The organism is Marinobacter sp. P4B1 (assembly GCF_001447135.1).
Taxonomy (GTDB): Bacteria; Pseudomonadota; Gammaproteobacteria; order Pseudomonadales; family Oleiphilaceae; genus Marinobacter; species Marinobacter vinifirmus.
On record NZ_LLXM01000015.1, the window covers coordinates 592,079 to 614,925 of the forward strand.

A 22,847-nucleotide genomic window follows, 5' to 3' on the forward strand; every position below is an offset into this window, starting at 1 on the left:
ACCATGGACTCCATTACCCAGGCCGCCCTTGGCGCCACCCTGGCCGGAGCCGTGGCTGGCAAAACCCTGGGGCGGTCGGCACTGCTGACCGGCGCCTTGCTGGGCACCCTGCCGGACCTCGACGTAGTCATCGACTATGGCACCGCGGTCGCCAACTTTACCCAGCACCGGGGCTTCAGCCATTCCCTGCTGATTCTCGCGCCCCTGTCGCTGCTGATCGCCTGGGGCCTGTGGCGCTGGAAGCCTGTCATAAGCTACCGGCGATGGCTGGCGCTGGTAGCACTTATCCTGATCACCCACCCCCTGCTGGACGCGTTCACCACCTACGGCACCCAGCTGTTCTGGCCGTTCGGCACTCCGGTGGCTATCAACAGTATTTTCATTATTGACCCGCTCTACACCCTGCCGCTGCTGGCAGGCTGCCTGGCGTTTCTGGTGCGCCCGCCGGCTCGCACCGCGCTGAGCCTGGCACTGGGGCTATCCACCCTGTATCTGGGCTGGACGCTGGTTGCACAGCAGATCATCACCGACAGGGTTCAACCGGCACTGGCCCGGGCCGGGCTGGAACAGCCGGCTCTGATGGTACAACCCATGCCGTTCAATACCCTGTTATGGCGGGCCACGGCCATCACCGACGACACCCGGGTGGAGATTGTTACCGGTTTTCTGGATCGCACGCCGGAACTGTCACTGGAGTACTTCCCCCGCAATCCGGTGCTCCGGGCCCGGGTAGCAGACCTGCCGGAAGCCCGGCGCCTTGAGTGGTTCACCCGCGGCTTCCTGCATTATGAGCAGGCCGACCAACAGATTACCGCCACCGACATCCGCCTGGGCATTCCCGGCGCGCACCCGTTTACCTTTACCCTGGCGAACCTCTCGGATCAGGGTTTAGCCCCGATCCCCAGCGGCCGGCTGGGCCGGCCGGCCGTCAATCCGGACGCCCTGCCACTGCTTTGGGCCCGGCTGACCGGAGAGCTGCCGGTGCTGTGCCTGGCCACACTGGCCCCGCCGGCTCAGGGACATGCTTGCTGATGCGCCTGGACCAATACCTTGCCAACGGCACCGGGTTGTCCCGCAAAGACGCCAAGCGGGCAATCACCGGCAAGCGGGTTCAGGTGAACGGTCAGTTGTGCCGCAGCACCAGCGCCAACATCAACACCGGAGACAGCGTGCTGCTCGACGGCGAGCCGGTGACCCTGCCCGGCGAGCTGTACCTGATGCTGCACAAGCCCGCCGGCGTGATCAGCGCCACCACCGACAGCAGCCAGCCCACCGCGCTGGACCTGCTGCCACCGGAACTGGCGCGGCAGGTGCACATTGCCGGACGGCTCGACAAAGACACCACCGGACTCCTCCTGCTCACCAGCGATGGCCAGTGGTCGCACCGGGTTACCTCGCCCCGGCGGGACTGCCCGAAAACCTATCGGGTACAACTGGCCGAGCCCTTAACGGCGGAAGCCCGACAGGCCCTGGAACAAGGCATTCAGCTCAACGGAGAAGACACGGCCACGCGACCGGCGCAGGTGGTGGCCTGTTCTGAACAGGAGATAGAGCTGACCATCAGCGAAGGCCGTTACCACCAGGTCAAACGCATGCTGGCGGCGGTGGGAAACCATGTCACGACACTGCACAGACAACGCATCGGCGCGATTGAACTGGATGCAGGGCTGGCACCGGGCCAGTTTCGGGAACTGACCCGGTCAGAAATCGATTCGGTTTAGCGAGCGCTACCGGGCTGCGTCATCGATACGTTCGAACTTCTGGGCCTCCAGGTTCTTGCGCACCGCTCCCGCCTCGAACACCTCGCCATTCATCGCAATGTAGACCCCCGGCGGCAGTAGCCGGGCCGCCGCCCAGGCAAAGCCGATATTGAAGATGGCATCGGTACGACGCATCCGGGCCGGTTGCATGGCCCCGGTCAGCACAATGGTGCGATCGGGCAGGGTTTTCAGGACCTGGGCCGTCTGGGCCATGGTGTCCGTGCCATGGGTGATAATAATGCGGGAATGTTCGGTCTGCTTTACCGCCTCGAGAATGCCGTCGCGGTCGTCATCGGTCAGTTCCAGGCTGTCTTTGCGCATCAGCTCCCGGATGGCATAGCCCTCATGGATATTCGACTCTGCCAGCAGTTCCGGCAACAGGCTGTCGCCGATCTCGAACTTGCTGATGGCATCAAAGTACACCTTGTCGATGGTGCCGCCGGTGGTCAGTATCTGGATGGTCACGGGGTATCCTCTGTTGGAATGGAGCTATCGGGAACAGGTCTCATTTTAACCATCCGCATGAAACTCCAAATGTAAAATATCTTTAAATGCATTAAAATTTGTTCAAATTCATAATGTTGCAAGATGTTATATCGAGTAACATTGTGTATCAAAGCCTTTGCACCAATCAGGATTGCTACGGAATGGGCGCAGCCTCCAAAAACCAACACAGCCCAGAGCGCGCCCGGGGCCGGCGCGCCAGTGGCAACGGGCTGCAACGCTGGTTTCCGTTTGTGGTGCTGTTGGTGGTGGCAGTCTATGGTTTGCTGGCGGCATTTCTGGGCCAACACGCTTCGTCGCTGGTTGGCGACACGGCCATCGCCGAGCCTGACCTCCCGGTCATGGTCTGGAAATCCTTCGTCACCGGCATGCTGGTGTTTGCCCTGCTGCTCAACCTGAGCATTGTCATCAGGCTTCGCCGGCCCGGACTGGCCTGGCTCAGTGTGCTGATGGTGGGTGTTATCTACAGCCAGCTGGTGATGGATGGCCTTGGGCTCTGGCTGATCTGGCCCGGCATACCGGAGCTCAACGCCCTGCTGTCCGTCAGCCTGCCACTATGCCTGATTGCCCTGTGTGAATTCACCCCCCATTTTATTGCCGTGGGCCGGCATGGCGCCCGGCTACTCCGGGGCTTCAGCCTGGCCGCCGGCCTGCACCTGCTGGCGGCCCCCTTCGCCATCGGCCCGCTGGGGCAGGATGTGTTCCTGGTAGTTGCCGCCACCGGTGGCATGTTCATCTTCGGACTGGTGCTGGGGCAGATCCGCAAGCACGTCTACGCCCGTTACTTCGCCCTGTCGGTACTGGCCATTCTGGTCGGCGCACTCACCACGTCCCTGACAACCATCGGCTGGCTGCCGGTCAATCCGCTGACCGACTCCGCGTTCTTTCTGGGGGCAGCCGCCGGCTCCCTGATCCTCACCAGCGGTGTCGGCCGGCTGTTACTGGAAGAGCGCAAACGCCGGCTGAGCGCCGACATCCGCGCCCGGGAAGAACAGGCCCTGCGCGCCCGCATCGAACAGGATTACGACCGGGTCCTGAAAACCCATCGGGTAACCGGCAAACCCAACCGCCCCATGCTGGAAGAGGCACTGACCGCCATCGACAGCCGGCAAACCCCTTACACGCTGTGCATGGTGCGGCTGACCCGCTTCAATGAACTGGAGCAGGCGCTGGGTTACCGCTCTGCCGAAGAGCTGTTGAGGCAGTACCTGCGGAAGATGAACCGGTTCTTGAAACAGGCATTAGGCGAGCAGCTGATTCCCATCAACGGCTATGCCATTGCCACACTGGATACCGTCAACCATGCCTTTGCCCTGCGCCGCAGCCCGAACCAGCCGGAGCTCGAAACCCGCGCCCTGAGTGCCATTGCCGACTGGTTATCGGGCAACTTCATGGAAGGCCGGTTTTCGTTCTCCTGGGCTGCGTCACTGGGCCTTGCCCACGCCCCGGAGCATGGCACCGACGCCGGCAGCCTGCTGTCGGCGGCGGGCTTTGCCTCCCTGAACAGCGACAATGCCCTGAGTGTTTATGACCCGTCTATTGCCGAGTGGCAGTACCGCCAGCAGATCCTGATGCTGGACGTTGAAGATGCCCTGAACTCCGGCGACATGTGGCTGGAATACCAGCCGAAAGTGAGTATCCGCGACGGCCGGATCAGCTCGGTGGAAGCCCTGCTGCGCTGGGAACACAGCGAATTCGGACGAATCCCCCCGGACCAGTGGATTCCGCTGGCCGAGGAAGTGGGCATTATCCACCAGGTTACCCGCTGGGTGCTGGACCGGGCCTGCCGTGATGCCAGCGGCCTGCGGGCAAGGTACGGCGACCACATCGCCATCAGCGTCAATATTTCTGCCAAGGACCTGGCTCACCCGCTGTTCGCCGAACAGGCCCGGGCGATCCTGCGCCGGCACCATCTGCTGCCCCGGAATATCATCCTGGAGATCACCGAAACCGCCATGATGACCGACCCGGAGCTGGCCCGGCATACCATCGAAATCCTCAGCGACATGGGTTTCCGGATTGCCCTGGACGACTTCGGTTCCGGCCATTCCTCCCTGGGCACCCTGGCCCTGTTCCGGCTGGATGAACTGAAGATAGACCGCAGCTTCCTGCACAATGTTCTGGACTATCCGGCCCGCCAGAAAATCCTGAAAGCGGCACTGGAACTGGGCACCGCCCTGGACCTGGACGTTGTCGTGGAAGGTGTGGAAGAAGAAGCCATCGCCGTCTGGCTTCAGCAGTTCCCCGGCCTGCAGGGCCAGGGTTATTACTGGGGCCAGCCCGCCCGGGCCGGTCTCGAATCAACAAGCGCACCCCTGCCCTCCCACGCAAGCGATCATTAGCCCGTCAATAGATGCAGACGCCAATGACCTGCATCAAGGGCACCTCCCGGCACTGCCATTACACTGCTCTGACAATTATCAATGTCATGGAGGCCGACTATGTCTTCGCCCATCAAACAGGTTCCAACGCCGGATGCGACCGCGGCGAGCCCGGTGTTCCAGTGCTGGCAACAGGGCTATGGCATCATCCGGCACTCTGAGACCACCGCTCGCCAGGTACAGGCGCTGGCACAGAAACTGGTGGCAGCAGGCCAACAGCCGGACGCCGACAGCGTATACCGCAAACTGATTGCCCTGGACCGGCTGACCAGCGCCGGCCTGTGGCTGGTGGTGCACATGACCTACTGCAACCGGGTGGATATTACCGGTGCTCCGTTGCAACCCAAGGATTTCAAAACCGCCCCGGAAGGCCATACCGGTGGCGCACTCAACATGGTGCCGGCCTATTCCGCCTACCTGGCCCTGAACAACCTGACCGGACAAACCCGAAGCTGGCTGATGGGCCAGGGCCACTGCGTTGCTGCCGTAGAGGCCATCAACGTTCTGACCGGTAACCTGCACCCGGAACAGAAAACCCGGTACCAGGCCGCAGACGGCCTGTCCCGCCTGGCCTCGGATTTTTACAGCTACCGGCAAAAGCCCGACGGCTCCATGGCATCGCCCCTGGGCAGCCACGTTAACCCGCACACCGCCGGCGGCATTATTGAAGGCGGCTATCTGGGGTTCGCTGAACTGCAGTACGCCCACATGCCGCTACCCGGTGAGTCCCTGGTCGCCTTCCTGTCTGACGGCGCCGCTGAAGAACAGCGCGGCAGTGACTGGATACCGCGCTGGTGGCGGGCAGAAGACTGCGGGCAAGTGCTGCCGGCAATGATCGCCAATGGTCGCCGTATTGAGCAGCGCACCGAACTGGGTACCCGGGAAGGCCTGGAGCGCTTCGAACAGCACCTGGAAGCCCGTGGCTTTGCGCCTTTCCGCTTTGACGGCAAAGACCCGGCTGCCTTTGTCTGCGCCCTGTACGAGATGGAAACCGCGCTGGCCGCCAACGGCGAGGCAGCCAAAAAAGGCGACACCGCGTATCCGGTGCAGATTCCCTACGGCATTGCTGAAACCGTCAAAGGCTTCGGCTTTTACGGCGCCGGCCAGAACAGCGCCCATAACCTGCCACTTCCGGGCAACCCCCGGCTGGATACCCGGGCCAGGGATCTGTTCCAGGAGCACATTGCGCCCCTGTGGGTTGAACCGACCCATCTCCAGCAAGCTGTTGCCGAACTGAACGAACATGCCCTGCAACAGCGCCCGCTGGAGCGGGACCACGCCCTGGCCACCCGTAACCCGCCGGAACCTTCCATACCGGCCCTGCCCTGGGGCCAGAACCAGAGTTCGCCCATTTCGGCCGTCGACGAGTTCTTCCGGGCACTGGTGGAGGACAACCCCGGGTTACGCCCCCGGGTGGGCAATCCTGACGAACTGGCCAGTAACCGCCTGACCGGTATCCTGGCTGACCTGAAACACCGGGTTAATGACCCGGAAAGCCGCCAGGAATCGATCCACGGCAAGATCATCACCGCCCTGAATGAAGAGGCCGTGGTGTCTGCCTGCCTGGCCAACAAGGCCGGCCTGAACCTGGTCGCCAGCTACGAAGCCTTCTGCGTGAAAATGCTCGGCGCCATTCGCCAGGAGCTGATCTTTGCCCGGCACCAGAAAGAAGTGGGCCGGCCGGCCCGCTGGCTGGGCTTTCCTGTGATAGCCACCTCCCACACCTGGGAGAACGGCAAGAACGAACAGTCACACCAGGACACCACCTTCTGCGAAGCCATGCTGGGCGAGATGAGCGATGTTTCCCGGGTACTGTTCCCGGCGGACTACAACAGCACCCTCGCAGTTCTGCCTTCGGTCTTCACTGAACGGGGCCGGATCAGCTGCATGGTGATCCCGAAGCGGGAGCGGCCCTGCGTGTTCAATGCCGGTGAGGCAGAAACCCTGGCCCGCCACGGCGCGCTGGTGGTCGACGAAGATACCTCCACCGGAGAAGAGCCGATTCTGCTGATTGCCAGCGGCGCCTACCAGCTGTCTGAAGCCATCCGGGCCTGCGAGCGCCTGCGGGAAACCGGCACCGCGTTCCGGCTGGTGTACCTGCAGGAGCCCGGGCGCTTCCGCCAGCCCAGGGACCCGCACGAAGCCGCCTTCTGCCTGAACGAATTCGAGCGGGAGCGGTTGTTCCCCCATCGCCTGCAGCGACGGGTTGCGCTTACCCATATGCGCCCGGAAGTATTCCGGGGCCACCTGCACAACCTGTTCCCCCAGCCGTCCCACACCCGGGTGCTGGGTTACGTCAACCGTGGCGGCACCCTGAATGAAAGCGGCATGCTGTTTGCCAATCACTGCTCCTGGGGCCACACCCTGGCAGCCTGCGCCGAGGTGCTGGACAAGCCCCCCGGAGCCTGGCTCTCCAGTGCCGAGCTGGCCGCCGTGGAAGGCCGCGGTGACCCGTCCGTGATTACCCGCGGGCTGCCCTGAAGCGCCGGCGGATTGCCGTTTCCAGCTCCAGCAGCACCAACACCGCGACACCGGCCAGTACCGCAAAGCCCAATGCTTCAGGGGAGAGCGCGGTACTGGCAAAGGTGTCCTGGAACCAGGGCACCCAGGTGAACAGGGACTGCAGGACAATCACTGCAAACACTGCCAGCAGCACCACCGGAGTACCCAGCACACCCCGCAAGGTGATCGACGGCGTATCCAGGTAACGGACCGCAAACAGGTAGAACACCTCCATGGCCACCAGGGTATTCACCGCCAGGGTACTGGCCACCACCGCATCGTCATAGTTGTACATGGCCCAGAACCAGGCGCCGAAGATACCCGCCAGGAACAGCAGGGAGACAAACACGACCCGCCAGACTACAAAGCCCCTGAGCAGGGATTCGTCCCGTGGCCTGGGCGGCTGGGCCATCACGCCCGGCTCCGGCGGTTCGAAAGCCAGGGTCATGGCCAGCACCACCGAACTCACCATATTCACCCAGAGAATCTGCAGGGCGGATATAGGCAGCGCCAGCCCCAGCAGCAAGGCCGTGATCAGACTGATCGACTCGCCGCCGTTAATCGGCAGCATGAAGGCAATGCCCTTGCGCAAATTGGTGTAGACCGTACGGCCTTCCCGCACCGCGGCCACAATGCTGGCAAAGTTGTCGTCCAGCAAGACCACCGACGAAGCCTCCCGGGCCGCTTCCGAGCCTTTCACGCCCATGGCGATACCCACATCCGCCCGCTTCAGGGCCGGGGCATCGTTCACCCCGTCACCGGTCATGGCCACCACGCCGTGCAGGGCCTGCAGGGCTGCCACCAGCCTCAGCTTGTGTTCCGGGCTGGTGCGGGCGAAAACATCCACTTCACCGGCCGCCTGCTGCAGCTGTTGCTCGTCCATGGCGTCCAGGTCCTTGCCGGTGAGCACCTTGTCGGTATTCCGCAACCCCAGCTTTCGGGCGATGGCTCCGGCGGTCAGGGCGTGGTCGCCGGTGATCATTTTTACCCGGATACCGGCACTGTGGCATTCTTCGATAGCCCGGATGGCTTCCTGCCGGGGCGGGTCCAGCAGGCCCACCACACCCAGCAGTTCAGCCCCCTGCTCCAGCTCTTCCACAACCAGCTCACGGCGGCCGGCTGCCACGGGCCGGCGGGCAATCGCCAGTACCCGCAGGCCTTCGGACGCCATCCCGGCAATGATTCCGTCCCATGCCGGGTGGTCAAGTTCAACCGGCTCACCGGTGTCCGATAACTGGTGCGAACACATCCGCAGAATCCGCTCTGGCGCCCCTTTCAGGTAGGCCACCTCATGGCCATGATGATCATGGTGCAGGGTCGCCATAAAGCGGATATTGGTATCAAAGGGTACTTCATCGACCCTTGGCCAATCCCGGGCACTGGCTTCTACATCGAACTCCGCCTTGCTGGCAAACACCTTCAGCGCGGCTTCCATGGGGTCGCCATGAATCACGGCCCGGCCATCCCGGTGGCTGATGCTGGCGTCGTTGCACAGGGCCGCGGCCCGCGCCATTTCCGCCAGCACGGGGCTGGCATCTGCCGGAGCATCGTTGCGGCAAACGGCACCCTCAAAACTGTAGCCCTCGCCGGTGACATCGAAGCGCTGGCCGCCGGCCACTGCGGCGGTCACCATCATTTCATTTCGGGTCAGGGTTCCGGTCTTGTCGGAACAGATCACCGACACCGCACCCAGGGTTTCGATAACCGGCATACGCCGGACCACGGCCTTGCGGCGAGCCATCTGGCGTACACCAATGGCCAGGGTAATGGTCAGAATCGCGGGCAAGCCCTCGGGAATGGCCGCAACGGTGAGCCCCACCACCGCCATGAACAGCTCCCGGAACTCCAGGCCGCTGAACGCCAGGCCGCCGAAGAAAATCGCCACCCCGGTCAGGATGACAATAATCGACAACACCCGGGCAAACCGGTCCATCTGCTCCAGCAAGGGCGTTTTCAGTGTGGTCGTGCTGGCCAGAAGGCCGGAAATCCGGCCAATCTCGGTACTGGCGCCGGTGCGCACTACCACACCCCGGCCGGTTCCGGTGGCCACCATGGTGCCGGAAAAGGCCATACAGGTCTGGTCACCCAGGGCAGCCTCGGCCTCCACCGGCTCGGTGGTTTTATCCACCGCCTCGGATTCGCCGGTCAGGATGGCTTCTTCAATTTTCAGGTTGTGGCACTTTTCCAGGCGGATATCCGCCGGTACGCGGTCACCCGGTTCCAGCAAAATGGTATCGCCCGGCACCAGTTCTGCTGCATCCACCTGGTGCTGGCCATCTTTCCGGACAACCCGCGCTTTCGGCGCCAGCATGTGCCGGATAGCCGACAGCGCCTGTTCGGCCCGCCCCTCCTGCAGAAAGCCGACCAGGGTCTGGATGACCACCACTGCCAGGATGACCCCGGCATCGACCCAGTGGCCGAGGGCACCGGTAATCACCACCGCCGTCATCAGCATATAGATCAGGAAATTCTTCAGTTGCCGGCCAAGGCGGGCAAGCGGGCCGGATGCGGCCGCTTCCGGCAAACGGTTGTATCCCAGGGTGGCCAGGCGTTCAGCGGCTTCGGCGTTGGATAATGGATGTTCGGCCTTCAGGCGTTCACGAGCCTCGGCGGCCGGCACAGCCTGCCAGTGCTCAGAAAGCAGGGACCCAGGCTCCAGCGCTGCGGAGTCGGAAGATGGGGGAGATCCGGTCATTACTGATTCCTTGTAGTGGACTCAACCATACTACAAGGCCGGCACAGGCCTTTGCCATTGGCACAGGTCAAATAAAAAAGGGAGCCGAAGCTCCCGTAAACGATCCAAACGCAGGTGACATCCGGTTATCCGCTGATAAAGACCGGGCCAGCCCCCAGGTTCCACAGGATCACCGAACCCACGCGGGTGGACACCAGGATCACCAGTGCGACCGTCAGCAAAGCGCCACCGTACATCACAGCACGCTCTTTCTCGATGCCCATCACAATGGGCAGACCGTCATACATTAACCAGGCGCCGTAGCACGCGGCTGCCAGGAACACCGCAGCGTTGAACCAGGGCACCGGATACAGCAGGGCAAAGCCCGCCAGGAACAGGGGCGTACAGGAATAAGCCGCCAGGGCGATACCATTGGAAGGCACGTGTTCTTCCTTGGCACCGTAGGTCTTGGCCATCCAGTTGATGGCATAGCCGAGGGCAAACACCCCCACCAGCATTGCCACGTAGGTCAGGACACTCAGTTGAACCGCACTGATTTCCGTAAGTTTGATCAGCCGCTCGCTACCCACAGACCAGCCGAAGTGTGCTGTTGAAATATAGGCGCAGATGGGAGCAATGGCCGCCAGAATGGCAATGTAAGCGATATAAAGCCTGGTTGGATTCTCGTGTTCCTTTCTGATGGATACCCACTCCTGGTCAGGGTGAGTAAAGAGACCGAACGCATGTGACAGGAGCATAGACCACCCCGCATTGTTGCTGTTGTTGGTATGGGGATATACGGCGCCTGAACCAGTTCAGACTTACAACCGTTCCTGTACTTAACTATAGTCAAGAATGCCGGTGGTAAAAGACGGCTTTGATGCTATTTTGTTCAAAGCCCGCCGTTATCATACCCTTTAGTTCTTGATGAACAGGAGCAGGAACCGCCATGAAACCACGTTTGAACAAACACTCGCTCGCCGCCCTTACCCTGGCCATTGCCAGCCTCAACGCACATGCCGAGCTTCGCACCGAGACCGTGGAATACACGCTCGATGGCCAGGTCTTCAGCGGCTACCTGGCCTGGGATGATGAAGCCGAAGGTAAAAGACCCGGAATCCTGCTGGTACACGAATGGTGGGGCCACAACGACTTTGTCCGGGAACAGGCAGAACAGCTGGCGGCCGCCGGTTATACCGCCTTTGCCCTGGACATGTATGGCGAAGGCAAGCTGGCCGAGCACCCGGATACCGCCCAGGAGTTCATGAAACAAGCCACCCGGGATATGGAGCAGGTAAAAGCCCGCTTTATCAAAGCAAAGGAGCTGTTGCAGAACCACGAATCGGTGGATGCTGACAAGATTGCCGCCCAGGGCTACTGCTTTGGCGGTGCTGTGGTGCTCAATATGGCACGGATGGGCGTCGACCTTGATGGCGTGGTTAGCTATCACGGCGCCCTGGCCAGCCCTCTGCAGGCCGAAGCCGGCAAAGTGACCGCACGGGTACAGGTGTATACCGGCGGCGCCGACCCGATGGTGCCATCAGAACAGGTGGCCGGCCTGGTTCAGGAAATGCAGGATGCCGAGGTGGACCTGACGCTGGTGAGCTTCCCGGGGGTCAAGCACTCCTTCACCAATCCGGGTGCGGATGCCTTTGCCGAAAAGTTCGGTATGCCGGTTGGCTACGACGAGGATGCCGCCCGCCGTTCCTGGGATGGCACCCTGCTGTTCTATCAGGAGCTGTTTGGCAACTGACCAAACAACCAAACGGCCACAAAAAAAGGCAGCCTTGGCTGCCTTTTTTGATGTTCCTGAATCTTTACAGATTACAGCGGAACAACGTTCTCCGCCTGAGGACCTTTCTGGCCCTGAGTTACGGTGAACTCAACCTGCTGACCTTCGGCCAGGGTCTTGAATCCAGAGCCTTGGATGGCGCTGTAGTGAACAAATACGTCCGGGCCGCCTTCACGAGTGATAAAGCCAAAGCCTTTTGCTTCGTTGAAGAACTTAACAGTACCGGTAACAGTAGACATACGTAAACTTCCTGAAATCAATCATTTTATCTGCTGCCACACACCATTCTGGTGCTGGTCAGCGTGTTACGGAAAAACTGAACTCGCGGGATCAAAAACAGGACGGCACTACTAACTGCGGAGGTACGTCTTATTCATGAACTGCTTTGCTAATCTTTCCTTCAGGATTCACTCTACTCCTGAATTTCCGGCTTGCCAAGGGTAAATTCAATAATTTATGTAGGTAGTGATACCAGGGCCGGAGCGGTCATCCGCAACCGTCTTTATCCCCTGAACAGTGTGAAGGTCCAGAAGCCCAGGGCCGTCATCAGGATGGAACCAATCACGTGGGCCAGGATGCCGGTGAGGGCCACCGCCCACTTGCCTTCCTGCATAGCGGCAAACATTTCCAGGGAAAAGGCCGAGAAGGTCGTCAACGCACCGCACAGGCCCGTCACGGCGAACAGCCGCCACTCCGGAGCCAGCGCACTGCTGTGGGTAAAGAAGCCCATCAGCAGCCCGATCAGCCAGCCACCACTGAGGTTGGCCACCAGGGTGCCCCAGGGAATGGCATGGTAACTGGCATTCAGCCACAGGCTAAGGGCCCAACGCAGGTTGGCGCCGATCACGGCGCCAACACTGACAGCAACTACCGACAGCCACATATCAGCGGCCTGCTTCAGGCCGGATTGTGGTCAATGAGGGTGTCCTTGTTGCGGGCGAACTCGTCGAACGGGAAATCGTCGACGGTCAGCATTTCCAGCACCAGCGCCTCATACTCGCGCATGAAATCGGCCTCTTCCTGGCTGAAGATACCCGCTTCCAGGGCCGCCTCGAACCGTTCTTCCGGATGCAGGGCAGTCATGGGCAACTCGCCCTTGGCGTAGGCCTTGGTAGCTTTGCGGTACAACTGCTCTGCCTTGCCATAGTCCTTGAGCAGGCTGTTGTACTGAGCCAGCGGATTGGCCACATCACCCTCACCTGCCGTTGTCCACGCACTTTCTGTCAGCTTGCTGCGCACCGGCGTATCCGTGCTGATGCTGTTGGCCAGTTTGCGGGTAAGCTCGTCGCCCGGCTCAGCCCAGCGACGGCCCAGCGGCAGGGTTACCGCCCGCAACGCCATGGCGGCCGGCCGGTTGGGCAGGTTCTTCAGGAATTCGTCCAGGGCTTTCTCAGTACGATGCAGCAGCAGGGTCATGCTGTATTGCATCAGTTCCTTCTCGCCATCCACCGGCTGGGTTTCATACCAGTTCTTGAGCACCATGGAGGCCAGGTACAGGTTGGCCAGCATGTCGCCGAGGCGCGCGGAAATCAGCTCACGCATTTTCAGCTCTCCGCCAAGGGTGGTCATGGCCGCGTCGGCACACAAGCCGAAGGCAGAACTGAAGCGGGCAAGGGCCTGGGCATAGGGCCGCGACGCGCTGTCAAACGGCACGTCCGCCTTGCCGATACCCAGGGCCTGGGTGAAAGCGCGGGCAGCGTTGCCGAAGATCAGGCCGGCGTGGCCGAAGAAGGCTTCATCGAAGGCCTTGATGTCATCGTTATCCTTGGCCGCCAGCTCCTTGAGTACATAGGGATGGCAGCGAATGGCGCCCTGGCCGAAGATCATCAGGCTGCGGGTCATGATATTCGCGCCTTCCACGGTGATCGACACCGCGGCACCACTGTAACCGATACCCAGATAGTTGCGCGGCCCCAGGGTAACCGTCTTGCCGCCGTGCACATCCATGGCATCGGTGAGGATGTCACGCTGGAACTCGGTCAGGTGGTACTTGAGAATGGCCGACGGCACCGCCGGCTTTTCGCCCTGGTCGATCATGTTGGCGGTATGGTTGACCGCAGACTGGGCAATGTAGGTCTTGGCAGCAATCCGCGCCAGCGGGGCCTGGACACCTTCCATCTCTGCCACCGGGGTGTTGAACTGGCGACGGATACGGGTGAAGCCACCGGCCGTGCCCACGGCATAGGCAGCCGCACCGGCAGCACCGGACGGCAGGGTGATACAGCGGCCAACCGACAGGCACTCAACCAGCATACGCCAGCCCTGACCGGCCATTTCCTGGCCACCGATGATGTAATCCAGCGGGATGAACACATCCTTGCCCTTGATCGGGCCGTTCATGAACGGCGAGCCGATGGGGCAATGGCGACGGCCGATTTCCATGCCGTCTGTATCCCGGGGAATCAGCGCACAGGTAATGCCGTGATCCCTGGTATCGCCCAGCAGGCCGTCCGGGTCGAACATCCGGAACGCCAGGCCCACCACTGTGGCCACCGGCGCCAGGGTAATCCAGCGCTTCTCGAAGTTCAGGCGGATGCCCAACACTTCCTTGCCGTCCACTTCCTGTTTGCACACGATACCGGTGTCCGGCAGGGAGGTGGCGTCGGAGCCCGCGCGCGGGCCGGTCAGGCCGAAACAGGGCACTTCCCGGCCATCCGCCAGGCGCGGCAGATAATAGTCTTTCTGCTCCTGGGTACCGTATTTGACCAGCAGCTCGCCCGGGCCGAGGGAGTTGGGCACGCCCACGGTCACCATCAGCATTTCATTGGCGGCCAGTTTCTGCAGTACCGCCGTCTGGGCCTTGGCCGAGAAACCCAGGCCACCGTATTCCTTCGGAATGATCATGCCGAAGAATTTTTCCTGCTTCAGGAAATCCCACAGTTCTTTGGGCAGGTCAGCCCGCTCTACCGCCAGGTCCCAGGCATTGCACATGGAAATCGCCTGGGTGCACTGGTTATCCACAAAGGCCTGTTCCTCATCGCTCAGGCCGGTATGACGGTTGATCAGCAGGTTGTGCCAGTCCGGGCGGCCGGTGAACAGCTCGCCGTCCCAGCCTACGGTGCCAGCCTCCAGGGCCACCTTTTCAGTGTCGGAAACCTTCGGCGCCACCTTCTTGAACATGGCGAACACCCGGGGGGTCAGCCAGTTCATGCGGAACTGGGGCAAACCGGCAGCGGCCGTGGCTGCCGCACCCAGGAACAGAAGCAGGGTCAGCCAGCCGGAAGCCATAAACAGGGACAGCACACCCACCACCAGCATCACGCCGATGGCCGGCTTGGCACCGGACTCCCGGCGCATCACAAACAGCAGGCCGGCCAGTGCTACCAGAAACAGAATCAAAGTCATCGCAAGTTCTCTCTGTCTTCCATGGATTAGAGCCTCCGGCACGCAGCCGGAGCCACTTCGCTAACACTTCGTTACGTTCAACTTACCCTAACAGATGCCTGTATTCCAGATAACACACCGGATTCAGACAGTTAGGGGCCTCAGGATGTGACAATCACCCGGATTCCCTCCAGCGCCAGGCTGGCATGGCCCACCGCCTCGCGGGCGGCTTCCAGCTGTTTGCGCAGGAAGTCGATTTCCTCATCGCGAATAGCCGGGTTTACTTTCTGCAGGGCTTCAAGGCGGCGGATTTCCGGTACAAAGCCGGCTTCCACCTGCGCCAGCGCCTTTTCCTGCAGTGGTTCGAGGTTCGGTTCGGCCAGCCGCTCGGCATGGTCCACCATGGTTTCCACTTCTGCCCGGATCTTGGGCACGATGGCCTGGGCGGTCCGGCGGCGGATGTTGGAACACAGCTCGTTCAGCCGGTCATGGGGCAGGGCCTTGGACAGGTCCCGGCCGTTGACGTCTACCACCAGGCGCAGCGGCGAAACCGGCAGGTAGCGGGTCAGCTGCAGGGCTTCCGGCGCCGGACAATGCACCGCGAACACGGCTTCCAGCAACAGGGTACCCGGTGGCAGGGCCTTGACCGACAGATTGGCCAGCGCCGCCTTGCCCAGGCCGGAACTGGTTACCGAATCCATCACCCCGGTCACGATCGGGTGCTCCCAGCTCATAAACGCCATATCTTCCCGCTGCAGGGCCTGCTCCCGCTCCCAGGTGACGGTCAGCCCGTCTTCCGGCAACTCCGCCACATGGCCGGCCTGGTATTGCTCTCCGGGCTTGAGGACATCGGCGTGTTCGCTGTGGTCTTCCACATCAACACCCAGGATGTCGAACGCCTGCACCAGGTAATCCCGGACCCGGGCAGAGCCCTCTTCTTTCTCGATCTCGGCGATCAGCGCATTGGCTCCTTCGCGGCGACAGGAGTTCAGCTCGATCAAGGCATCCCGGCCGTTATGCAGCAGGGTTTTCAGGCGCCGGGTCTCTGCGGCGCTGTCCGCCAGCAGCGGCTCGATGACACTGTCATCGCCGTCCAGGGCTTTCTGCCAGTTATCGGCCACGTGTTCGTGCACCGCGACACCCACGGCGCAGCTCTCGGCAAAGGCGTTCAGGCCTTCATGGAACCAGCGGTACTGCAGCGCCTGGCTGGAGCCCTGCAGGTACGGGATATGAATCCGGATGGCTTCGGTCTGGCCGATACGATCCAGCCGGCCAATGCGCTGCTCCAGCAGGTCCGGGTTTTCCGGCAGGTCAAACAGCACCAGGTGATGGGCAAACTGGAAGTTGCGGCCCTCGCTGCCAATCTCGGAACAGATCAGCGCCTGGGCGCCCTGCTCGGTGTCGGCGAAGTAGGCCGCGGCCCGGTCCCGCTCCAGCAGGCTCAGGTGCTCATGGAAGGCAGCACTGCGAATACCGGCACGCAACTGCAGGTAATGTTCCAGCGCCATGGCGGTGTCGGCCCGGGCACAGATGACCACCACCTTGGCCGGGCGCAGGCTGGCCAGTTTCTTTTCCAGCCAGGCCACGCGGGGGTCATCGGCCAGCCATTGCTCTTCCGGGGCCGACTGCTCCGGCGCCAGGCCGGTTTTGCCGTGGCGCACTTCTTCATAGAGTTCCGGGCACGGCAACGGCTCCGGCAGCGGCTGGCGTTCGGGGAAGCCCTGAATGGCCGCGCGGGTATTGCGGAACAGTACCCGGCCGGTGCCGTGGCGATCCAGCAAGGCATCAATCACGGCATGGTGGGCGTTGTCGCGGGCCAGCAGCTCGTCCAGTTCACTACCAAGCCAGTCAGACAAGGCGGACTTGTCGTCCTCGGCGATGGCGTCCGGGTTTTCCTGAAGCCGGCGCACCACCTGGTTGATACGCTCATACTGCTGCTCTTCCTGCCGGAATGTGTCCAGGTTATGGAACCGGGCCGGGTCCAGCAGGCGCAGCCGGGCAAAGTGACTGGCAATCCCGACCTGTTCCGGGGTGGCCGTCAGCAACAGCAAGCCCTTGCTGGCCCCAGACAGGCTTTCCACTACTTCATACTCGGGGCTGGCCTGCTCCGGCGACCAGGCCAGGTGGTGCGCTTCATCCACTACCATCAGGTCCCAGCCGGCGGCGAGGGCATGGTTCCTGGCCTTTTCGCTGCGCACCAGGAAGTCCAGGCTGCACAGCACCAGCTGGTCCGCCTCGAACGGGTTAACACCGTCATCATCGTCACCGAAGATGTGGTTTACCAGGGCATCGACATCATCTTCCTGGGCCTTGAGGTCGTCGTAGCGGCCCTGGTCGACGATGGAGAAACGCAGGTTGAAGCGGCGCAGCATTTCCACCAGCCACTGGTGAATCAGCGAATCCGGCACCACAATCAAGGCCCGGCGGGCGCGGCCGGTGTGCAGCTGGTAATGCAGGATCAGGCCGGCTTCGATGGTTTTGCCCAGGCCCACCTCATCGGCCAGCAGTACCCGGGGCGCGTGGCGGCGGGCCACTTCGTGGGCAATATAGAGCTGGTGCGGCAAATGCTGGGTACGGGCGCCAATCAGCCCCTGGGCCGGCGAGGCCCGCAGGCGATCCATGTGTTCCAGGGTCGACACCCGCAACCGGAAGGCTCCGTTACGGTCGAACTGGCCGGCAAACAGGCGTTGGTGCGGGGCAGAAAAATTCACCGAACCGGCCAGCTTCACTTCCGAAACCTGGTGGATATTTTCGCCATCGTCGGCGTGGTACAGCAGAACGCCGTTCAGGTCCTCCACGGCGCGCACAATGTATTTCTCGCCTTCGAAAGTCTCTATTTCCTCACCCATCTGGTACACAATCCTCGACAGGGGAGCATTATCGATGGCGTAGGTGCGCTCCTCATCGGCCGCGGGAAAGCCCAATGTGACCCTGCGCCCGGAAATGTCGGTAACAATTCCCAGACCCAAAGCGGTATCGCTGTGGCTTACCCAACGCTGACCAATGACAAATTCCGATGTTTCCAAGAAACCTCCGCTGACTGAATTACTGTTGGTTTGAATCGTTTTCACGCACCCAGAACGCGGTCGCACCGCACACGGCCGCCGGCACCACCACCAGGTTGAGCACCGGCACCATGGCCGCAAGGGCCACCGGCAGGCCGAAGCCCAGGGCCGAAAGCCGGCTGGCTGCCAGGTCTTTTCTTAATTTCGGGAAGCTGACCCGGTGGTTATCGGCCGGGAAATCCACATATTGCAGGGCCATCATCCAGCTGTTGAACAGGAACCAGAGCACCGCTGCCACCAGGTTAACGACCGGAATCAGGCCGATAATAAACAGGCCCAGCGCCCGGGGCAGGTAATAGGCAATTTTCTGGACTTCCCGCCACAGCGCCCGGGGAATGTCCTTGATGATGGCGGCCCAGCTGCCATCCGTGCTGACTTCCTGGCCGGTGAGGTGTTTTTCGGTCAACTCGGCCAGGTAACCATAAAAAGGAGAGCCGATCAGGTTGGCAACGATCACGAAGCCGTAGGCCAGCATCAGCAGGATAACCACGCCGTAGAGCAGCCAGAACAACCAATCGAGCGCTTGCAGCCATGCCCAGTCGGGCAGCCAGGCCATGGCACCGGCGATCATCAGGGAGAACATCTCGGCCAGGAAATAGAACATCAGCCCGAACAGGATGACGTTGATCACAACAGGAATGATCACGAACAGCCGCAGGCCGGGCTGGCGAATCAGCCTGAAGCCCTCCCCCAGGTAGCCCAGTCCGCGAAAAAAGTTTCCTTTGAGCATTGCTGGTGGTCCTCCGCTGCCATGACAATAACGGGGCGCAAAGCATATCATGTCAGCCTCGTTCCCACAGCACGCAACCACCTTCGGATTACCCTATGACGCGACTCTGGCCAACCATCCGGCATATTCTTCACATGCGCCGCCTGTGGCAGGCCGTGTTGCTGGTGTCGGTTGTCGCCATTCTGTACCTGGCCACCACCAGCAGCAGCTACCCGATTCCGTCGTCCGATAATGACAAGGTCAATCACCTGATTGCCTTTATCGAGCTGACCATCGTTACCCGGCTGGCCTGGCCGCGCCTGAGCGCCTTCTGGTATGCCCCGGCACTTCTGGGTTTCGGGCTGCTGCTGGAGGTGGTCCAGGCCAATCTGCCCTACCGGGATTTTTCCCTGGCCGATGTGCTGGCAGACAGCCTGGGGATTGCCATCGGCATGCTGCCCTGGCCCGGCACACGCAGGCCGCGCGAAATGGATTTGAGAGATTCGCCTGAATCCTTGTAAGAGATATCTCACAAGCCTGTAGGAACTTTCAGTGTCTTCACGTACGAAGACGCAGCCCGGCCCATAGCCATTTCCCGCAGAGCCATGAATTCAAAGAAAAAACTATTAACGTGATAGTTGAAGCCCGCAAATGGTGTGCGCCGGTCACACGTTTGTCAGATTGGCCTTGGTATAGTGGGAACCGTCAAGGATGACAGGGAAAAGGACGACGCACTGGATGCACCCCTGCAGGGACTGTGGGGAGAGGCAAGGACACAGGGATGCCTCGCTTAAGGGATAACGATTTGGATTGCCGGCTCGGACGCTGGCCATCAGGGAAAGACGCAAGGATTACGGCAACACGGCGGTTGCCCCGAGTGCACGGACGCACCACTTGTTCCGACTGTGAACTGCCCGGGATGGCGGTTCAAACCTGTTAAAGGGCAGCCCTAGAGCTGCCCTTTGTTTTTTCTGCTGCAGCAACTTCTTAGCCTGCGCCTTCCGCCAGGTAGATACGCACATTGTTGAACTCCTCGAATTCGTTCAGGTCTGGCCAGGTCCTGGCTTCAATCACCGTTTGCAGCTGATAGGCCGGGTTACCGAGATCCCGAACCCGCGAATCTGCCAGCAAAACCCGGCTTGCTGCCGCCCGGAACGCCTCCAGCAACGGCCGGTTGTCAGGGTCATAGAGCACATCGGCCGCGGTGACCAGGTCCAGGGATTCCGGCCGCGCCGCCCAGTCGTCACAAAGCTCCACCTGCACACCGTTAAGCCGGGCATTGGCTGCTGCAGCATCCAGCGCTGCCGGGTCGATATCGCAGGCAATGGCCCGGGCAGCACCCGCCCGCGCCGCCGCCACCGCCACCACGCCGGAGCCGGAGCCGAAATCCAGTACCGCTTTGCCAGCCACCAACTCCGGATGCTGCAAAATCCAGCTGGCCAGCACCTGGCCGCTGGCCCAGCAGAATGACCAGTACGCCGGCTCAGCTACCACGGCCTGGGCTTCATCATGGCTCAGGGGACCTTCCAGTACCGAGGGATCAAACAGGTACAAGGGGAGGTCCGGGCAACCTGCCGGTGCCGATGCGGCCACACGGCCACGGCTCAGGGTCTTGCGCAGGTGCTGGTTCAGGTGTTCCGGGGTCATTGCTGGCTCTCTCGGCAGTCCAAACCGCCATTGTACCCTAGTGTCCCGTCTGACTAATTCCTTAACCTACTGAGCATCTGCAAAGCCGAAGAGTTAGGCGTGCTGGTGAAAATTTGGTGGTTCCAAATCGAGACAGCAGAACGACACTATTCGGCTTTTCAGATGCTCCCGAAGGGCTTGCCTCTGAGGACTCTGAGCCTGTGTTGCCAGTCCTTGATGTGGAACCACCACACCTGCAGACTGTCGCCTTGGTCAGAGTCCTCAGAGGCAAGCAGTAGATTAAGGAATAAGTCAGACGGGACACCAGCCGGGATGCCCGGAAATCGGCACTCCGGTATACTGCCGCCCTACCCAGAACAACAGCGATCCGTTGACATGGCAAGCAGACCCGATACCAGCGATTACCTCAACCTGTTCCTGAGCGACGTTCCCCTGATGGACGTTCGCGCCCCGGTGGAGTTCAGCAAAGGCAGTTTTCCCAACGCCGAGAACGCGCCCCTGATGAACGACGGGGAACGCCACCGGGTGGGCATCTGCTACAAGGAAAAGGGCCAGGACAAGGCCATCGAGCTTGGCCACCAACTGGTCGCCGGTGATGTAAAAGCCCAGCGTATCGAAGCCTGGAAGCGCTTCGTAGCCCGTCACCCGGACGGCTACCTGTTCTGTTTTCGGGGTGGGTTACGCTCCCGTCTGACCCAGCAATGGATCAAGGACGCCGGCATTGATTACCCGCTGGTGAAAGGTGGCTACAAGGCCTTGCGACGCTTTCTGATCGACAGCCTGGACCAGCTGATCGACAGCGAAGACTTCCGCATTCTCAGCGGCCGCACCGGCACCGGCAAAACCCGGGTACTGATGGACCTTCCCAACCCGGTCGACCTGGAGGGCCTGGCCAACCACCGGGGCTCCAGCTTCGGCCGGCAAGTCACCCCGCAGCCGTCCCAGATCGATTTCGAAAACCACCTGGCGGTTGCCATGCTCAAGGCACACCACCAGGTAGGCGGGCCGGTGTACCTGGAAGACGAAAGCCGGCTGATCGGCCGCTGCGCGCTACCGGAACACTTCCGGGCCCGCATGAGCGAATCGCCGCTGCTGATCCTGGAACAGCCCATGGCAGAGCGTGTCGATATTATCCGCACCGACTATGTGGAACACATGCTGGCCGACTACATCGCCCGGGATGGCGAAGAAGCCGGCTGGCTGAACTTCCGGGACTACCTGCTGAGCGCCATCGACCGTATCCGGAAACGCCTGGGCGGGGCGCGCCACCAGGAACTTCGCGCCTTGATGGAGCAGGCCCTGGAGCAACAGGAACGCACCGGCGACACCAGCGGCCACCATCTCTGGATCGAAGCCCTGCTCACCGATTACTACGACCCCATGTACGATTACCAGCTGAGCCAGAAACAGGGCCGGATCCTGGTGCGGGGCGGCCCCGATGAAATCACGGCATATGCCAGAGAGCATCACAATCCGTATAACTAACCGCTGCGTACCAACACTTTCTGACGCTGACATTTAATATGTCTGCTATATACTCTTTGTCAGATAAATATTGTGCTGGCAATCATTTGTCGGGTTTTCGCCACCTCAGAAAATACTAACGATCAAGGAGCTTCTATATGGAAGACATCATAAGTAACGGACAAGCGTCTGAATGGATTGACCAGGGCATCGCACTGGTTATGGCCTACGCCCCGAAAGTAGTACTGGCCATCATCACCCTCATTGTCGGCCTGTGGCTGATCAATCGTTTTGTCGGCGTGCTGGACAACAAACTGGGCAAGAAAGACCCCACCCTCAACAAGTTCCTGTGCGGCCTGATCGGCGCCATCCTCAAGATCCTGCTGCTGGTTTCCGTAGCTTCCATGGTCGGTATTGCCACCACCTCCTTCGTCGCCATTATCGGTGCCGCCGGCCTGGCCGTGGGCCTGGCCCTGCAAGGCAGCCTGGGCAACTTTGCCGGTGGCGTACTGATCCTGATCTTCAAGCCGTTCAAGGTGGGCGATGCCATCGAAGCACAGGGTTTCCTGGGTTCGGTGCGTGAAATCAGCATCCTGTACACCATCATCGACACCTTCGATAACCGTCGCGTGGTGATCCCGAACGGCCAGCTGTCCAACGCCAGCCTGACCAACATGAGCGTGTATGAAACCCGTCGTTGCGACATGACCTTCGGCATCGGCTACAGCGACGACATCGACAAGGCCAAGGCGATCTGCAAGCGCCTGATCGAAGAAGACGAACGCGCCCTGAAAGACCCGGCTCCGCTGATCGTAGTGGGTGGCCTGGGCGAAAGCTCTGTCGACCTGACCGTACGGGCCTGGACCAAGGCCGGCGACCTGTGGCCGTTCTACTGGGACATGCAGGAACGTGTGAAGAAAGCGTTCGACGCCGAGGGTATCTCCATCCCTTTCCCGCAGCGCGACGTGCATATGTACAAGGCTGACTGACCGGAAGCCTGTCACACAGACACAACCGGTTATTCG

The 22,847-nt window shown here is 61.3% G+C and carries 17 protein-coding genes; 8 read left to right on the plus strand and 9 right to left on the minus strand.

Annotation, left to right across the window (positions count from 1 at the left end; genetic code table 11):
• Nucleotides 1-3 precede the first annotated feature (3 nt).
• Entirely contained in the window at nt 4-1,032 is a 1,029-nt protein-coding gene (locus tag AQ621_RS14400; protein ID WP_058341989.1) for a metal-dependent hydrolase, read from the plus strand.
• Nucleotides 1,032-1,721 carry a pseudouridine synthase gene (locus tag AQ621_RS14405; protein WP_058341990.1) on the plus strand — a complete coding sequence of 230 codons (690 nt, stop codon included), beginning with the start codon at nt 1,032-1,034 and terminating at the stop codon, nt 1,719-1,721. Before AQ621_RS14400 ends, AQ621_RS14405 begins: the two co-directional genes overlap by 1 nt.
• Nucleotides 1,722-1,727: 6 nt before the next feature.
• Here the strand turns inward: AQ621_RS14405 and AQ621_RS14410 are convergent, their stop codons facing one another.
• Entirely contained in the window at nt 1,728-2,225 is a 498-nt protein-coding gene (locus AQ621_RS14410) for an asparaginase domain-containing protein (RefSeq protein WP_058341991.1), read from the minus strand.
• Between the two features lie 182 nt (nt 2,226-2,407).
• On the opposite strand from AQ621_RS14410, the gene AQ621_RS14415 reads away from it, so the two are divergent.
• Together AQ621_RS14415 and AQ621_RS14420 are read left to right on the plus strand one after the other, a co-directional pair.
• The gene (locus tag AQ621_RS14415) at nt 2,408-4,606 is read left to right on the plus strand and encodes an EAL domain-containing protein (protein ID WP_227508348.1); all 2,199 of its coding nucleotides are present in this window, start codon (nt 2,408-2,410) and stop codon (nt 4,604-4,606) included.
• Between the two features lie 99 nt (nt 4,607-4,705).
• Complete coding sequence (locus tag AQ621_RS14420) at nt 4,706-7,126, plus strand: phosphoketolase family protein (protein WP_058341992.1); 2,421 nt, start codon at nt 4,706-4,708, stop codon at nt 7,124-7,126.
• Here AQ621_RS14420 and AQ621_RS14425 read toward each other — a convergent pair.
• Nucleotides 7,107-9,842, minus strand: a complete 2,736-nt coding sequence (locus AQ621_RS14425; RefSeq protein WP_058341993.1) for a cation-translocating P-type ATPase — start codon at nt 9,840-9,842, stop codon at nt 7,107-7,109. The two genes, AQ621_RS14420 and AQ621_RS14425, sit on opposite strands and share 20 nt — an antisense overlap.
• Nucleotides 9,843-9,967: 125 nt before the next feature.
• Entirely contained in the window at nt 9,968-10,579 is a 612-nt protein-coding gene (locus tag AQ621_RS14430) for a Yip1 family protein (RefSeq protein ID WP_058341994.1), read from the minus strand.
• A gap of 191 nt (nt 10,580-10,770) precedes the next feature.
• Between AQ621_RS14430 and AQ621_RS14435 the strand changes: the two genes are divergently transcribed.
• Nucleotides 10,771-11,574 (plus strand): dienelactone hydrolase family protein, encoded by an 804-nt coding sequence (locus AQ621_RS14435; protein ID WP_058341995.1) that lies wholly within the window; start codon nt 10,771-10,773, stop codon nt 11,572-11,574.
• A 71-nt stretch (nt 11,575-11,645) separates the two neighbouring features.
• On the opposite strand, the gene AQ621_RS14440 is transcribed toward AQ621_RS14435, so the two are convergent.
• From AQ621_RS14440 to cysZ, 5 genes are all read right to left on the minus strand, one after another.
• The gene (locus AQ621_RS14440) at nt 11,646-11,852 is read right to left on the minus strand and encodes a cold-shock protein (protein WP_058341996.1); all 207 of its coding nucleotides are present in this window, start codon (nt 11,850-11,852) and stop codon (nt 11,646-11,648) included.
• Nucleotides 11,853-12,115: 263 nt separating this feature from the next.
• Complete coding sequence (crcB, locus tag AQ621_RS14445; protein ID WP_058341997.1) at nt 12,116-12,496, minus strand: fluoride efflux transporter CrcB; 381 nt, start codon at nt 12,494-12,496, stop codon at nt 12,116-12,118.
• Between the two features lie 14 nt (nt 12,497-12,510).
• The gene (locus AQ621_RS14450) at nt 12,511-14,958 is read right to left on the minus strand and encodes an acyl-CoA dehydrogenase (RefSeq protein ID WP_058341998.1); all 2,448 of its coding nucleotides are present in this window, start codon (nt 14,956-14,958) and stop codon (nt 12,511-12,513) included.
• A 140-nt stretch (nt 14,959-15,098) separates the two neighbouring features.
• Nucleotides 15,099-17,963, minus strand: a complete 2,865-nt coding sequence (rapA, locus tag AQ621_RS14455) for an RNA polymerase-associated protein RapA (RefSeq protein ID WP_058341999.1) — start codon at nt 17,961-17,963, stop codon at nt 15,099-15,101.
• 19 nt (nt 17,964-17,982) lie between these two features.
• On the minus strand, nt 17,983-18,732 hold the full coding sequence (gene cysZ, locus AQ621_RS14460; RefSeq protein ID WP_022988506.1) for a sulfate transporter CysZ: 750 nt from the start codon (nt 18,730-18,732) through the stop codon (nt 17,983-17,985).
• A 95-nt stretch (nt 18,733-18,827) separates the two neighbouring features.
• Between cysZ and AQ621_RS14465 the strand changes: the two genes are divergently transcribed.
• Nucleotides 18,828-19,232, plus strand: coding sequence for a VanZ family protein (locus tag AQ621_RS14465; protein WP_036219163.1), 405 nt, complete (start codon nt 18,828-18,830; stop codon nt 19,230-19,232).
• Nucleotides 19,233-19,698: 466 nt separating this feature from the next.
• Here AQ621_RS14465 and AQ621_RS14470 read toward each other — a convergent pair whose 3' ends face one another.
• Complete coding sequence (locus AQ621_RS14470) at nt 19,699-20,358, minus strand: 50S ribosomal protein L11 methyltransferase (protein WP_058342000.1); 660 nt, start codon at nt 20,356-20,358, stop codon at nt 19,699-19,701.
• 375 nt (nt 20,359-20,733) lie between these two features.
• On the opposite strand from AQ621_RS14470, the gene mnmH reads away from it, so the two are divergent.
• Both mnmH and AQ621_RS14480 read left to right on the plus strand, forming a co-directional pair.
• Nucleotides 20,734-21,843 (plus strand): tRNA 2-selenouridine(34) synthase MnmH, encoded by a 1,110-nt coding sequence (gene mnmH / locus AQ621_RS14475; protein ID WP_058342446.1) that lies wholly within the window; start codon nt 20,734-20,736, stop codon nt 21,841-21,843.
• Between the two features lie 137 nt (nt 21,844-21,980).
• Nucleotides 21,981-22,811: a mechanosensitive ion channel family protein gene (locus AQ621_RS14480; protein WP_058342001.1), complete on the plus strand. Its 831-nt coding sequence runs from the start codon at nt 21,981-21,983 to the stop codon at nt 22,809-22,811.
• The last annotated feature ends 36 nt before the right edge of the window (nt 22,812-22,847 follow it).

What these genes read in the sequence shown, in the direction of transcription:
- AQ621_RS14415 (WP_227508348.1), top strand. Translation starts at nt 2,408, where the DNA reads ATGGGCGCAGCCTCCAAAAACCAACACAGCCCAGAGCGCGCCCGGGGC.
- cysZ (WP_022988506.1), bottom strand. Translation starts at nt 18,732, where the DNA reads ATGCTCAAAGGAAACTTTTTTCGCGGACTGGGCTACCTGGGGGAGGGC.
- AQ621_RS14405 (WP_058341990.1), top strand. Translation starts at nt 1,032, where the DNA reads ATGCGCCTGGACCAATACCTTGCCAACGGCACCGGGTTGTCCCGCAAA.
- AQ621_RS14450 (WP_058341998.1), bottom strand. Translation starts at nt 14,958, where the DNA reads ATGACTTTGATTCTGTTTCTGGTAGCACTGGCCGGCCTGCTGTTTGTG.
- AQ621_RS14470 (WP_058342000.1), bottom strand. Translation starts at nt 20,358, where the DNA reads ATGACCCCGGAACACCTGAACCAGCACCTGCGCAAGACCCTGAGCCGT.
- AQ621_RS14465 (WP_036219163.1), top strand. Translation starts at nt 18,828, where the DNA reads ATGACGCGACTCTGGCCAACCATCCGGCATATTCTTCACATGCGCCGC.
- AQ621_RS14435 (WP_058341995.1), top strand. Translation starts at nt 10,771, where the DNA reads ATGAAACCACGTTTGAACAAACACTCGCTCGCCGCCCTTACCCTGGCC.
- crcB (WP_058341997.1), bottom strand. Translation starts at nt 12,496, where the DNA reads ATGTGGCTGTCGGTAGTTGCTGTCAGTGTTGGCGCCGTGATCGGCGCC.
- mnmH (WP_058342446.1), top strand. Translation starts at nt 20,734, where the DNA reads ATGGCAAGCAGACCCGATACCAGCGATTACCTCAACCTGTTCCTGAGC.
- AQ621_RS14480 (WP_058342001.1), top strand. Translation starts at nt 21,981, where the DNA reads ATGGAAGACATCATAAGTAACGGACAAGCGTCTGAATGGATTGACCAG.
- AQ621_RS14425 (WP_058341993.1), bottom strand. Translation starts at nt 9,842, where the DNA reads ATGACCGGATCTCCCCCATCTTCCGACTCCGCAGCGCTGGAGCCTGGG.
- AQ621_RS14440 (WP_058341996.1), bottom strand. Translation starts at nt 11,852, where the DNA reads ATGTCTACTGTTACCGGTACTGTTAAGTTCTTCAACGAAGCAAAAGGC.
- AQ621_RS14420 (WP_058341992.1), top strand. Translation starts at nt 4,706, where the DNA reads ATGTCTTCGCCCATCAAACAGGTTCCAACGCCGGATGCGACCGCGGCG.
- AQ621_RS14430 (WP_058341994.1), bottom strand. Translation starts at nt 10,579, where the DNA reads ATGCTCCTGTCACATGCGTTCGGTCTCTTTACTCACCCTGACCAGGAG.
- AQ621_RS14400 (WP_058341989.1), top strand. Translation starts at nt 4, where the DNA reads ATGGACTCCATTACCCAGGCCGCCCTTGGCGCCACCCTGGCCGGAGCC.